At 60.9% G+C, this 12713-nt stretch carries 12 protein-coding genes and 1 other RNA gene; 9 read left to right on the top strand and 4 right to left on the bottom strand.

Translation table 11 applies throughout. From position 1 onward, the window contains the following. Positions 1 to 36: 36 nt before the first annotated feature. The 4 genes from BM110_RS03935 to BM110_RS03920 all read right to left on the bottom strand — a co-directional run bounded on the left by BM110_RS03935 (position 37) and on the right by BM110_RS03920 (position 3483). Complete coding sequence (locus BM110_RS03935; protein WP_012722284.1) at positions 37 to 618, bottom strand: BON domain-containing protein; 582 nt, start codon at positions 616 to 618, stop codon at positions 37 to 39. Beyond that, a complete protein-coding gene (locus BM110_RS03930) occupies positions 615 to 1208 on the bottom strand; it encodes a phosphoheptose isomerase (protein WP_007904374.1) in 594 nt (197 codons plus the stop codon). Before BM110_RS03930 ends, BM110_RS03935 begins: the two co-directional genes overlap by 4 nt. Positions 1209 to 1300: 92 nt before the next feature. Beyond that, positions 1301 to 1672: a YraN family protein gene (locus BM110_RS03925; RefSeq protein WP_093119777.1), complete on the bottom strand. Its 372-nt coding sequence runs from the start codon at positions 1670 to 1672 to the stop codon at positions 1301 to 1303. Then, positions 1672 to 3483 (bottom strand): penicillin-binding protein activator, encoded by a 1812-nt coding sequence (locus BM110_RS03920; protein WP_093512457.1) that lies wholly within the window; start codon positions 3481 to 3483, stop codon positions 1672 to 1674. Before BM110_RS03920 ends, BM110_RS03925 begins: the two co-directional genes overlap by 1 nt. A 176-nt stretch (positions 3484 to 3659) precedes the next feature. Between BM110_RS03920 and rsmI the strand changes: the two genes are divergently transcribed. From rsmI to mraY, 9 genes are all read left to right on the top strand, one after another. Further along, complete coding sequence (gene rsmI / locus BM110_RS03915) at positions 3660 to 4565, top strand: 16S rRNA (cytidine(1402)-2'-O)-methyltransferase (RefSeq protein WP_170856025.1); 906 nt, start codon at positions 3660 to 3662, stop codon at positions 4563 to 4565. 96 nt (positions 4566 to 4661) lie between these two features. Beyond that, positions 4662 to 5015, top strand: an RNA gene (gene rnpB / locus BM110_RS03910) — RNase P RNA component class A. A 354-nt stretch (positions 5016 to 5369) separates the two neighbouring features. Continuing rightward, positions 5370 to 5825 (top strand): division/cell wall cluster transcriptional repressor MraZ, encoded by a 456-nt coding sequence (gene mraZ, locus BM110_RS03905; RefSeq protein ID WP_004371993.1) that lies wholly within the window; start codon positions 5370 to 5372, stop codon positions 5823 to 5825. Beyond that, on the top strand, positions 5822 to 6769 hold the full coding sequence (gene rsmH / locus BM110_RS03900; protein WP_010213048.1) for a 16S rRNA (cytosine(1402)-N(4))-methyltransferase RsmH: 948 nt from the start codon (positions 5822 to 5824) through the stop codon (positions 6767 to 6769). Before mraZ ends, rsmH begins: the two co-directional genes overlap by 4 nt. Continuing rightward, on the top strand, positions 6766 to 7059 hold the full coding sequence (gene ftsL / locus BM110_RS03895) for a cell division protein FtsL (protein ID WP_010213047.1): 294 nt from the start codon (positions 6766 to 6768) through the stop codon (positions 7057 to 7059). Before rsmH ends, ftsL begins: the two co-directional genes overlap by 4 nt. Further along, the gene (locus tag BM110_RS03890; RefSeq protein WP_165447909.1) at positions 7059 to 8801 is read left to right on the top strand and encodes a peptidoglycan D,D-transpeptidase FtsI family protein; all 1743 of its coding nucleotides are present in this window, start codon (positions 7059 to 7061) and stop codon (positions 8799 to 8801) included. Before ftsL ends, BM110_RS03890 begins: the two co-directional genes overlap by 1 nt. Then, positions 8801 to 10264, top strand: coding sequence for a UDP-N-acetylmuramoyl-L-alanyl-D-glutamate--2,6-diaminopimelate ligase (locus BM110_RS03885; RefSeq protein WP_071491181.1), 1464 nt, complete (start codon positions 8801 to 8803; stop codon positions 10262 to 10264). Before BM110_RS03890 ends, BM110_RS03885 begins: the two co-directional genes overlap by 1 nt. Further along, on the top strand, positions 10257 to 11627 hold the full coding sequence (gene murF / locus BM110_RS03880; RefSeq protein WP_093512455.1) for a UDP-N-acetylmuramoyl-tripeptide--D-alanyl-D-alanine ligase: 1371 nt from the start codon (positions 10257 to 10259) through the stop codon (positions 11625 to 11627). Before BM110_RS03885 ends, murF begins: the two co-directional genes overlap by 8 nt. Next, the gene (gene mraY / locus BM110_RS03875) at positions 11627 to 12709 is read left to right on the top strand and encodes a phospho-N-acetylmuramoyl-pentapeptide-transferase (RefSeq protein ID WP_093512452.1); all 1083 of its coding nucleotides are present in this window, start codon (positions 11627 to 11629) and stop codon (positions 12707 to 12709) included. Before murF ends, mraY begins: the two co-directional genes overlap by 1 nt. Positions 12710 to 12713: the final 4 nt, after the last annotated feature.

Here is a 12713-nt window from a genome sequence, read left to right as displayed (position 1 = left end):
GTGAAAGGCGCCCTTTTTTGTGGCTGCGTGATTACATCAATCGATGTATTCGAACACCTTCACGATTTTCTGCACGCCGGACACACCTTGCACCAGGTTGGCTGCGCGAGTGGCTTCGGCCTGGGTCAGCAGGCCCATCAGGTAGACGATACCGTTGTCGGTCACGACCTTGATGCGCGAACCAGGGATCGCGTTATCGGTGAGCATCTGCGCCTTGATCTTGGTGGTCAGCAGGGCGTCGTTGCTGATGGCCAGCAGGGTGATCGGGTCCATCACCTGCAATTCGTTATGCACTTTCTTCACGCGCTGCACGGCAGCGGCGGCTTGCTCGGCCTGGGCCTTGAGGTCGGCGCGTGGCGTCTGGCCAGCGAGCAGTACGACGCCGTTGAAGCTGGTCACGACGATGCGCGAAGCGCCATTGCCCAAATCTGGCGCGGCCTTGGCGACGTTGACCTCGACCTTGGTTTCGATCAGCGAGTCATCGATCTTGCTGCCGAAAGTGCGGGTGCCCTTGTCATCCTGAATAGGGGTGTCACGAGTCGCGGTGATGGCCGTGCTGCAGCCGCTGATAGCGAGGCACAGGGTGATGGCCAAAAGGCTGAGGCGGTTAACGGTCATTCTTCACTCCCAAACAGTTGGCTGTCGATCAGATCGCACAGGCAATGGATCGCCAGCAGGTGGACTTCCTGGATACGTGCGGTGACATTGGCCGGGACACGAATTTCCACGTCTTCAGGCAACAGCAGTGAGGCCATGCCGCCGCCATCGCGCCCGGTCAATGCTACGACAATCATTTCGCGATCATGTGCGGCCTGGATCGCTTGAATAATATTCGCCGAGTTGCCGCTGGTGGAAATCGCCAGCAACACGTCTCCCGGTTGACCCAGGGCGCGAATCTGCTTGGAGAAGATTTCGTTGTAGCTGTAGTCGTTGGCAATCGAGGTGATCGTCGACGAGTCGGTGGTCAAGGCAATGGCTGGCAGGCTTGGGCGCTCACGCTCGAAGCGGTTGAGCAGCTCGGACGAAAAATGCTGGGCATCGCCGGCCGAACCGCCGTTGCCGCACGAAAGCATTTTGCCCTCGTTGAGCAAGGCGTTGACCATGACCTGACTGGCTTGCTCGATGTGCGGTGCAAGTACGTCCATCGCCTGTTGCTTGGTGTCGATACTGGCCTGGAAAAGCTGGCGAATTCGGGATTGCATGTCCATCTGTGTGACCTTAAGTAGCGCGGCTGTTTGGCACAGGAATGTGCAGCCCGCAAAGCAAAGAGCAAAAGTGTGTGGTGAAGATGTCCGGCGAATCAGCTGTCGAAGGCATTCTTGAGCCAGTTCAGATCAGCCTGACCAGACGGTGTGCTTTCTATGGCAACCACATCGAAACGGCAGGGGGCGTCGGCCCAGCGATGCTCTTTTTGCAGGAAAAACTGCGCGGCGAGTATCAGCTTCTGACGCTTGCGCCCGTCGATACTGGCGAGCGCGCCACCCCATTGTGCGTGTTTTCTGTAGCGGACTTCGACGAATACTACTGTATCGCCGTCAAGCATGACCAGATCAAGCTCACCGCGTTTACATAACCAGTTCTGCGCCAGCAGGCGCAGACCTTGTTGTTGCAAATACTCCAGGGCTTGCAGTTCGGCGTCCTTGCCGCTTTGTGCAGTGGACCGCTCGGGCATCAGCGCGGAGTGTCCGGCAGGCGCTGGATCTCGCCACCGACAAACTTGGCCCAAGGCATCTGGCGATCAACGCGCTGGTTGGCGCTGATACCCAGGTTGCCCGACAGGCCGTCGACACGGGTGTCTGGCAGCGCCTTGAGTTGCCCCAGGCGCGGCGCCAGGCGGTAGGCGTCGACGCCCATCGCGTACAGGCGGCCGAGGCTGCCATTGGCTTGTGGCCATTGTGCGGCTACCTGGTTGCGCAGTGGGTCGGTAGTGTTGAGCAACCAGGGCGTTTCGCAAAACATCACGTTGGTCATGTCCAGGTACTGGTTCTTGTCGCCGCTGGCGCTGAACACGTGGGACGTGGCGTATACCGGCACGTCGCCGGCATATTGGAAGTTCAGGGTCGGCTTGATCTGCTGGGCCAGTTGCGGTGTCACGGCCAGGAAGATGAACTCGATGTCCTGGCGACGCGACGGCTGCGCAGCGACATCAGTGCCGACGGTGCTTTGCAGGCTCTTGGCGCGGCCTTCGCTTTTGCGCAGCTGGAACAGATCGGCAATTTGCTGGGCGAGGGCGACGGGCTGATCGACATACTCAACCCCCATGACCTGGCCGCCATTGGCTTCCCAGTCCTGGCGGAAGGCTTTGTAGACACGCTCACCCCATTCGCCACGCGGAACCATGGCAGCCGCGCGATGCAGGCCGTCGGCACGGGCGCGGCGCGACACTTCGCGGGCTTCGTCTTCAGCGGCCAGGCCGAACTGGAACAGTTGCGCCGGGCTGCGATCAGTCTCGCTGTAGTTCAACGCCAGGGTGGTGATCGGCAATTGCGGGCGGGCACTGAGCTGTTTGACCAAAGGCTTCTCCAGCGGGCCGACCACCAATTGCACACCGGCGGCCTGGGCCTTGGCGTAGAAGTCGTCGAGGGAGGTCAGGCGTGAGCTGTCATAGAATTCGATGACCGGCGGCTTCTGCCCCGCTTGTTCGGCCTGGTAGTGCGCCGCCATGAAACCTTCACGCAGCGCTTTGCCGACGGAGGCCAGCGGGCCGTCCTGTGGCAGCAGCAAGGCGATCTTGTTCAGAGGCTGGCTGGCCAGTTCCTTGAGCTTGGTCAGCGGCGTTGGCAATTGCACGGCAGCCGGGTGGCCCGGATTCTGTGCGCGCCAGGTGTCGATGGCCGCCTGTTGCTGCTCCAGCGTACCGGCGCCCTTGACCGACTGGGCCAGGGTGATCCAACCATCCAGCACCGGATTGCCGCTGGCTTGCAGCTGTTCGGCCGGCACGGCGGCAATCAAGGTCCAGATGGCTTCGTGGTTGTTGTTGGCGGCATCACCCGTGAGCAGTGGGGCCATGGCGACACGTTCCCGGGCGGCAGCCAGGGTCTGGCCGTCGGCTTCATAAGCGCGGGCGTGTACGCTGGCGGTGCGGATCTGCTGTTCGGGCGGCAGGTCCTTCAGGTTTTGCAGGCTCGGGTGGCTCAAGGCAGTCAGCGCCGCCTTGGGCTGGTTGCGCGTCATGGCCAGTTCGGCAGCCAGGGTGCTGGCAAATACTTGCGCGGCGGGCTTGAGGACATCCAGGGGCACTTGCGCAAGAATCTGCGACGAACGCCCAGGGTTGTTCTGCTTGTAGGCCATGTCTGCCGCACTCAGGCGCAGCAACGCAGCCTTTTCTGGCGTCTTGGCGGTAGTGGCCTGTTCGAGCAGTTGCTCGATACTGGCGTCCGGGGTCCGTGGAAGGTCGCCAAGGCTGGACGAGGGCGAGCTGGCGCACGCGGCCAATAAGGCAGCGAGGCAGAGGGCGGAGAGCAGCCGCAGGCAAGCGATCATGTAAGTGTTCCTGATACCGATCAAATTAGCGTGGAATTGTACCCAAGCACTGGCCCAGGCGCGATGTTACTGGCGTGAAACCGTCGAATTAGGTCGTGCAAATGTTGCAACTGGCGTTAAACGGCTGAAAAGGCATCGGCGGTGATGGCATATTTTCAAGGCGCCTACGCGCTACAATGTCGCTTTTGCCAACCATCGAGGTGTGCGTTTTGACTGCTCCAGGTCCTTTGAATTCCACTGCAGGCTCGCTTTTTGTCGTGGCGACGCCCATTGGCAACCTGGACGACATCAGTGCGCGGGCACTGAAAATGTTGCGCGAGGTTAAATTGATCGCGGCGGAGGACACACGGCACTCCCAGCGTTTGATGCAGCATTTTGGTATCAGCACGCCATTAGCCGCGTGCCACGAACACAACGAGCGCGAAGAAGGCAGCCGCTTTATCGTGCGGCTGCTGGCCGGCGACGATGTGGCGCTGATCTCCGACGCGGGTACACCCCTGATCTCCGACCCTGGCTACCATCTGGTGCGCCAGGCGCGGGCCGCTGGTATCAATGTAGTGCCTGTTCCGGGAGCGTGCGCGCTGATTGCGGCATTGTCGGCGGCGGGTCTGCCGTCCGACCGTTTTATTTTCGAGGGTTTCCTGCCGGCCAAGGCCGTTGGGCGACGTGCGCGGCTGCAAGCGTTAAAGGAAGAGCCGCGCACCTTGATCTTCTATGAAGCCCCCCATCGCATCCTCGAATGCCTGCAGGACATGGAGCTGGTATTTGGCGGTGCGCGCCTGGCACTGCTGGCCCGTGAGCTGACCAAGACCTTCGAAACCCTCAAGGGTCTGCCGCTGGAAGAGTTGCGTGCGTTTGTCGAAGGTGACAGCAATCAGCAGCGCGGCGAGTGTGTGGTGCTGGTCGCAGGCTGGACCGCGCCTGAGGACGAAGATGCGGTGGGCAGCGAGGCCATGCGCATCCTCGACCTGCTGCTCAAGGAGATGCCTCTCAAGCGTGCGGCCGCCCTGGCGGCGGAAATCACCGGGGTGCGCAAGAACCTCTTGTATCAAGCGGCGCTGGATAAACAAAAAGGCGAATAGTTCCAGGGTTAAAGGGGTATTCCGTCTGAACGTGATGGCAATTCTGAACTTTTATTACTTGTCCTAAGTCCGTCGTGCCGTTAACCTGCGCGGCGGAGAGTCGATTGGACAGTCGCTGCCCTCTATGAAAATTAGGGGGGGGAGGAAAGTCCGGGCTCCATAGGGCGAAGTGCCAGGTAATGCCTGGGAGGCGTGAGCCTACGGAAAGTGCCACAGAAAATAACCGCCTAAGCACTTCGGTGCCGGTAAGGGTGAAAAGGTGCGGTAAGAGCGCACCGCACGACTGGCAACAGTTCGTGGCTAGGTAAACCCCACTTGGAGCAAGACCAAATAGGGTCCCAAGGCGTGGCCCGCGCTGGGACCGGGTAGGTTGCTAAAGATGTCCAGTGATGGCCATCGTAGACGAATGACTGTTCAAGACAGAACCCGGCTTATAGATCGACTCTCCACCTTTTTCCTTCTGTCCGAATCTCGAGCAGAAACCCGGTAGTAACGCAAGAATCCCTCCCTGCCGAATCATTGGCAGATGCGTCTTCGTAATACCAAAAAAATCTTACTCTTAATAAATTACTTTAACTTTAGCCTATAGCTCTTTGAGCTATTTGCGCTTGTTGGGCCAAAAACATCCTCGAACTCTGTTTTCTCCTCCCTTTACGCTCCTAAATCTCCGTTCTGTAAGGCTTTTCCTTGAATCCGCGCCTTGACGGTGTGGTGGGCGCATTCCTATAGTGTGCGCAAGTGGCGGAAAGTGGCACAAAGTGGGTTTTTTGAACGTAAAACGCTAAAATTTGGAGAAACGCATCTGTGTTTCGCGGAGCTAACGCTATCAGTCTCGATGCAAAAGGCCGTCTCGCCATGCCGAGCCGGTATCGTGACGAGCTCATTTCGCGAAGTTCCGGGCAGTTGATCATCACTATCGATGCCGTTGACCCTTGTTTGTGTGTTTACCCGCTCGATGAGTGGGAGTTGATTGAAACCAAATTGCGCGCCCTGCCTTCATTGCGTGAAGAGAACCGCCGCCTGCAGCGTTTGCTGATTGGTAACGCCGTCGACCTCGAGCTCGATGGCAGCGGTCGTTTCCTGGTGCCGCCGCGCTTGCGTGAGTACGCCAGGCTCGACAAGCGCGCAATGCTGGTCGGCCAACTGAACAAGTTCCAATTGTGGGACGAAGATGCCTGGGATGCTGTTTCTGCAGCTGACCTGGCTGCTATTCAACAACCGGGCGCCATGCCTGATGAACTGCGTGATTTGATCCTGTGACTATTGATAGCGGCTTTAACCACATCACCGTACTGCTTGACGAAGCCGTTGAGGCTCTCGCCGTACGCGCGGATGGCTGCTATCTGGACGGCACGTTCGGCAGGGGCGGGCATAGCCGGTTGATCCTCAGCCAGCTCGGGCCCGACGGCAAACTCCTCGGGTTCGACAAGGACCCCCAAGCGATTGCCACCGGGCAAGCGCTAGCGGCCGAAGACGGCCGCTTTGTCGTTGTGCAGCGCAGCTTTGCCGAGCTGGGTGCCGAAGTGGCCGAGCGCGGCATGGCGGGCAAGGTAGCCGGGGTTTTGCTCGACCTGGGCGTGTCCTCGCCGCAGCTCGACGACCCGGAGCGCGGCTTCAGCTTCATGAACGACGGTCCGCTCGACATGCGCATGGACCCGACCCGTGGCGTCAGCGCTGCGCAGTTCATCGCCACCGCGCCAGTGGAAGAAATCGCCCGTGTGTTCAAGGAATACGGTGAGGAGCGCTTCGCTGGCCGCATGGCCCGCGCCGTGGTCGAGCGTCGTGAAATCCAGCCGTTCGAGCGCACTGCCGACCTGGCCGAAGTACTGAAAGTCGCCAACCCAGCGTGGGAAAAGGGCAAGAACCCGGCGACCCGTGCGTTCCAGGGCCTGCGTATTCACGTCAACAACGAGTTGGGCGACCTGGAGGCCGGCCTCGAGGCTGCTCTCGAGGCGCTGGAAGTGGGCGGTCGCCTGGTGGTGATCAGCTTCCACTCTCTGGAAGACCGCATCGTCAAGTTGTTCATGCGTCGCCTGGTCAAGGGTGAGTCCGACAACCTGCCGCGCAACCTGCCGGTACGTTTCGAAGCCTTTGTGCCGAAAATCAAAATCCATGGCAAGGCGCAGTTCGCGTCCGAAGCTGAGCTCAAGGCCAACCCACGTTCCCGTAGCGCTGTCATGCGTGTCGCGGAGAAGTTGCGGTGAGCAAGCTTTTCGCCAAGCCCCTCCCGGGCGGCAGCTTCTTTATGTTGCTGCTGTTTGTCGGCGTGCTGATTTCCGCGATTGCGGTGTCCTACAGCGCCCACTACAACCGCCAGTTGCTCAATACCCTGTACGGGGAATTGAGTGTGCGCGACAAAGCCCAGGCGGAATGGGGCCGGTTGATCCTGGAGCAAAGCACCTGGACAGCCCATAGCCGCATTGAAGTGCTGGCGACTGAACAACTGAAAATGCACATCCCGGGCGCGGCCGAAGTCCGCATGGTGGCGCCATGATGAAACTCGAAGGCGCACTCTACCCATGGCGCTTCCGCCTGATGCTCGGCTTGCTGGCATTGATGGTGGGTGCGATCGCCTGGCGGATCATCGACCTGCAAGTGGTCGACCGTGACTTCCTGATCGGCCAGGGCGATGCCCGTAGCCTGCGTCACATCCCGATTCCGGCACACCGCGGCCTGATCACCGACCGTAACGGCGAACCGCTGGCCGTCAGTACGCCGGTCACCACCCTGTGGGCCAACGCCAAGGAGTTGCAGGTCGCCAAGGATCGCTGGCCGGCGCTTGCCGCCGCGCTGGGGCAAGACCCGAAAGCCTTGGCTGAACGCCTGGAAGCCCAGGCCAATAAAGAATTCATCTACCTGGTCCGCGGCCTAACCCCCGAACAAGGCCAGCAGGTGCTCGACCTTAAAGTCCCCGGTGTCTACGGCATCGAGGAGTTCCGTCGTTTCTACCCGGCCGGTGAAACCACCGCGCATATGGTCGGCTTTACCGACATCGACGACCACGGCCGTGAGGGTGTGGAACTCGCCTACGATGAATGGCTCGCCGGGGTTCCCGGCAAACGACAAGTCATCAAGGATCGGCGCGGCAGACTGATCAAGGATGTCCAAGTCACCAAAAACGCCAAGGCCGGTAAGCCCTTGGCGTTGTCGATTGACCTGCGCCTGCAATACCTGGCCAACCGCGAGTTGCGTAACGCGATCATCGAGAACGGCGCCAAGGCCGGCAGCCTGGTGATCATGGACGTCAAGACCGGCGAGATCCTCGCCATGGTCAACCAGCCGACCTACAACCCCAACAACCGTCGCAACCTGCAGCCGGCGATGATGCGCAACCGAGCGATGATCGACGTGTTCGAGCCGGGCTCGACCATGAAAGCCATCTCCATGAGTGCCGCCCTCGAAACCGGACGCTGGAAACCCAGCGACAAGGTCGAGGTGTATCCGGGTACGTTGCAGCTGGGCAAGTACACCATTCGTGACGTGTCCCGTACCGAAGGCCCGGTGCTGGATCTGACAGGTATCCTGATCAACTCCAGTAACGTAGGCATGAGCAAGGTCGCCTTCGATATCGGCGGCGAGACCATTTATCACCTGGCGCAGAAGATCGGTCTGGGCCAGCCCACCGGCCTGGATTTCCCCGGTGAGCGCGTCGGCAACCTGCCGAACTACCGCGACTGGAAAAAGGCCGAGACCGCCACGCTTTCCTACGGCTACGGCTTGTCGGTGACGGCGATCCAACTGGCCCATGCTTTCTCTGTATTGGCAAATAATGGGCGCATGGTTCCGCTGAGCCTGATCCATGTCGACGAAGCGCCGAAAGCCACCCAGGTGATACCGGAAAACGTCGCCAAGACCATGCAAGGCATGCTGCAACAAGTGATCGAAGCGCCACGCGGCGTATTCCGTGCCCAGGTGCCGGCGTATCACGTAGCCGGCAAGTCGGGTACTGCGCGTAAAACGTCGGTGGGTACCAAGGGCTACGCGGAAAATTCGTACCGTTCGTTGTTCGCCGGTTTCGGCCCGATGAGCGATCCACGCTACGCCATCGTGGTGGTGATCGATGAGCCGAGCAAAGCCGGTTACTTCGGTGGCCTGGTCTCGGCGCCGGTGTTCAGCAAAGTGATGTCCGGCACCCTGCGCCTGATGAACATCACGCCGGACAACCTGCCGCCGACCCAACAAGCGAACGCCGGTCCACCGGCCGCTGCTGTAAAAGCCAATGGAGGGCGCGGCTGATGTCTCTTAGCCTGAACAAGATTTTTGCCCACGCCGGCCGCGATCTTCTGATCCGTGAATTGAGCCTGGACAGTCGCAATGTGCGCGCCGGTGACCTGTTCCTGGCGGTGCCGGGTGGCAAGTTCGATGGCCGTGCACATATTGCGGACGCCCTGCAACGTGGCGCGGCTGCCGTGGCCTACGAAGTGGAAGGCGCAACCGTGTTGCCGATCACCGATGTTCCGCTGATTCCGGTCAAGGGGCTGGCCAAACAGCTCTCGGACATCGCCGGGCGTTTCTATGGCGAGCCAAGTCGACATCTCAACCTGGTTGGCGTTACCGGCACCAACGGCAAGACCAGCGTGACCCAATTGATTGCCCAGGCCCTTGACCTGCTGGGGCAACACTGCGGCATCGTCGGCACCCTGGGCACTGGTTTCTACGGCGCGCTGCAAAGCGGCCTGCACACCACGCCGAACCCGATTGCCGTGCAAGCGACCCTGGCCGACCTGAAAAAGGCCGGCGCCAAGGCGGTTGCCATGGAAGTGTCGTCCCACGGTTTGCACCAGGGTCGGGTTGCTGCCCTGGCGTTTGATGTGGCGGTGATGACCAACCTGTCCCGCGATCACCTCGACTACCACGGCACCATGGAAGCCTACGCGGCCGAGAAGGCCAAGCTGTTCGCCTGGAACGACTTGAAGTGCCGCGTGGTGAACCTGGACGACGAGTTCGGTCGCCAACTGGCCGCCGAAGAGCGTGAGTCGCGCCTGATCAGCTACAGCCTGGAAGATTCCAGCGCGTACCTGTACTGCCGCGACGCGCAATTCAATGACGAAGGCGTGCGCGCGACGCTGGTGACGCCCCAGGGCGAACATCATTTGCGCAGCACCTTGCTCGGTCGTTTCAACCTGAGCAACACCCTGGCGGCCGTCGGCGCATTGCTCGGCCTGGATTACGCCCTCGACGAAATCCTGCGTGTGCTGCCGAAGCTGGAAGGCCCGGTCGGTCGCATGCAGCGCCTGGGTGGCGGCAAACAGCCGTTGGTGGTGGTCGATTACGCCCACACGCCGGATGCCCTGGAAAAAGTCCTGGTGGCCCTGCGTCCCCACGCCAAGGGCAAGTTGTTGTGCCTGTTTGGTTGCGGCGGTGATCGTGATCGCGGCAAGCGCCCGTTAATGGCCGAGATTGTCGAGCGCCTGGCCGATGGCGTGCTCGTCACCGACGACAACCCACGCAGTGAAGACCCGAGCCAGATTTTCGACGACATCCGCGTCGGCTTCAAAGACGTGTCCAAGGCTACGTTCGTCGCCGGTCGCGGCGCAGCCATTGCCCAATTGATCGCCGGCGCCAGTGCTGACGACGTGGTGGTGCTGGCCGGTAAAGGTCACGAGGACTATCAGGAAATCAACGGCGAGCGCCATGCCTTCTCCGATCTGGTCGAGGCCGATCACGCCTTGACCGCCTGGGAGGTTGCCCATGCTTAAACCGATGACATTCAGCGAACTGGTCCAGGCCTTGTCGGCCCGTATGCTGTCGAGCGATTGCCGCTTCGACGGCGTGAGTATCGACAGCCGCAACATCAAGCCGGGGCAACTGTTTGTCGCCCTGGCGGGCCCGCGTTTCGATGGTCACGACTACCTGAATGAAGTTGCCGCCAAAGGCGCCGTGGGTGCCTTGGTGCAGCGCGAAGTCGCGGATTCCACACTGCCGCAACTGCTGGTCGCCGACACCCGTCTGGCCCTTGGTCAATTGGGTGCGTTGAACCGTGCCGGGTTCACCAACCCCGTTGCGGCCATCACGGGATCCAGCGGCAAGACCACGGTCAAGGAGTTGCTTGCCGGGGTACTGCGCACGCGCGGCCCGGTGCTTGCCACCCGTGGCAACCTGAACAATGATTTCGGCGCACCGTTGACCCTGCTCGAACTGGCCCCTGAACATACGGCGGCGGTGATCGAGCTGGGCGCATCGCGCATCGGCGAAATCGCCTACACCGTGGCGCTGACCAAGCCCCACGTGGCGATCATCAACAATGCCGGAACCGCCCACGTCGGTGAGTTCGGCGGCCCGGAAAAGATCGTCGAAGCCAAGGGTGAAATCCTCGAAGGCCTCGATGCATCCGGCACCGCTGTCTTGAATCTCGATGACAAGGCCTTCGAGACCTGGCGTGTACGCGCCGCCGGTCGCAAGGTCCTGACGTTTGCCGTGCTCAATGCTGCGGCTGATTTCCACGCATCCAACATCACCGTTGATGCCCGTGGCTGCCCGTCTTTTACCTTGCACACCCCGCAAGGCAATGAGCACGTGCAGTTGAACCTGCTGGGCAACCATAACGTCGCCAATGCCCTGGCCGCGGCCGCTGCCGCCTACGCCCTGGGCGTGTCGCTGTTCGGTATCGCCACCGGGCTTGGCGCGGTGCAGCCGGTCAAGGGCCGTACCGTGGCGCAGCTGGCAACCAATGGCATGCGCGTGATCGATGACACTTACAACGCCAACCAGTCCTCGGTCTGCGCCGCCATCGACCTGCTTAAAGGCTTCGATGGCCGCAAGGTACTGGTGCTGGGCGACATCGCCGAGCTGGGCGACTGGGCCGAACAGTCCCACCGTGAAGTCGGTGCCTACGCGACCGGCAAAGTCGACGCGCTGTACGCCGTCGGCCCGAACATGGCTCACGCTGTCAACGCGTTCGGCCCCGGCGCGCTGCATTTCGCGACCCAGGCCGAGCTGATCCAGGCGCTGGCGGCGGCTGAACACGACAAACACACAACCATTTTGATCAAGGGATCGCGCAGCGCGGTGATGGAAAACGTCGTCGCGGCCTTGTGTGGCTCAAGTACGGAGAAACATTAATGCTGCTGCTGCTGGCTGAGTATCTGCAACAGTTCCACAAAGGCTTCGCGGTCTTCCAGTACCTGACCCTGCGCGGGATCCTGGGTGTGCTGACCGCGTTGTGTTTGTCGCTGTTCCTGGGGCCGTGGATGATCCGCACCCTGCAGAACCTGCAAATTGGTCAATCGGTTCGTAATGACGGCCCGCAGTCGCACCTGTCCAAGTCCGGCACCCCGACCATGGGCGGTGCGCTGATCCTGTCGTCCATCGGCATCAGCACCTTGCTGTGGGCTGACCTGCACAACCGCTATGTGTGGGTGGTGCTCTTGGTGACCCTGTTGTTCGGCGCCATCGGTTGGGTGGACGACTACCGCAAGGTGATCGAGAAAAACTCCAAGGGGCTGCCAAGCCGCTGGAAGTATTTCTGGCAGTCGGTGTTTGGCCTCGCTGCGGCGATCTTCCTCTACACCACTGCGCCAAGCGCGGTGGAGACGACCCTGATCATCCCGATGCTCAAGGACGCCAGCGTTCCCTTGGGTATCGGCTTCGTGGTGCTGACCTACTTCGTGATTGTCGGCTCCAGCAACGCAGTGAACCTCACCGACGGCCTCGACGGCCTGGCGATCATGCCGACGGTGATGGTGGGCGGCGCGCTCGGCATCTTCTGCTACCTGTCGGGTAACGTGAAATTCGCTGAATACCTGCTGATTCCTTATGTACCGGGCGCGGGTGAACTGATTGTGTTCTGCGGCGCGCTGATCGGTGCCGGCCTGGGCTTCCTGTGGTTCAACACCTACCCGGCGCAAGTGTTCATGGGCGACGTCGGCGCCCTGGCGCTGGGCGCGGCCCTCGGCACCATCGCGGTGATCGTGCGCCAGGAAATCGTGCTGTTCATCATGGGCGGTGTGTTCGTGATGGAAACCCTGTCGGTGGTCATCCAGGTGGCGTCCTTCAAATTGACCGGGCGTCGTGTGTTCCGCATGGCGCCGATTCACCACCACTTTGAACTCAAGGGCTGGCCCGAGCCACGCGTGATCGTCCGCTTCTGGATCATCACGGTGATCCTGGTGCTGATCGGCCTTGCCACCCTGAAACTGAGGTAGAAAC

It is taken from the genome of Pseudomonas sp. NFPP28 (assembly GCF_900115535.1).
Taxonomy (GTDB): Bacteria; Pseudomonadota; Gammaproteobacteria; order Pseudomonadales; family Pseudomonadaceae; genus Aquipseudomonas; species Aquipseudomonas extremorientalis.
The sequence above is the reverse complement of the archived record's forward strand: the minus strand, read 5'-3'. Positions and strand labels throughout refer to the sequence as shown.

Excerpts from the sequence above, each read along its gene's own strand:
- BM110_RS03920 (WP_093512457.1), bottom strand. The coding sequence starts at position 3,483 with ATGATCGCTTGCCTGCGGCTGCTCTCCGCCCTCTGCCTCGCTGCCTTA.
- BM110_RS03930 (WP_007904374.1), bottom strand. The coding sequence starts at position 1,208 with ATGGACATGCAATCCCGAATTCGCCAGCTTTTCCAGGCCAGTATCGAC.
- BM110_RS03885 (WP_071491181.1), top strand. The coding sequence starts at position 8,801 with ATGTCTCTTAGCCTGAACAAGATTTTTGCCCACGCCGGCCGCGATCTT.
- BM110_RS03890 (WP_165447909.1), top strand. The coding sequence starts at position 7,059 with ATGAAACTCGAAGGCGCACTCTACCCATGGCGCTTCCGCCTGATGCTC.
- BM110_RS03935 (WP_012722284.1), bottom strand. The coding sequence starts at position 618 with ATGACCGTTAACCGCCTCAGCCTTTTGGCCATCACCCTGTGCCTCGCT.
- mraY (WP_093512452.1), top strand. The coding sequence starts at position 11,627 with ATGCTGCTGCTGCTGGCTGAGTATCTGCAACAGTTCCACAAAGGCTTC.
- rsmI (WP_170856025.1), top strand. The coding sequence starts at position 3,660 with ATGTCGCTTTTGCCAACCATCGAGGTGTGCGTTTTGACTGCTCCAGGT.
- murF (WP_093512455.1), top strand. The coding sequence starts at position 10,257 with ATGCTTAAACCGATGACATTCAGCGAACTGGTCCAGGCCTTGTCGGCC.
- BM110_RS03925 (WP_093119777.1), bottom strand. The coding sequence starts at position 1,672 with ATGCCCGAGCGGTCCACTGCACAAAGCGGCAAGGACGCCGAACTGCAA.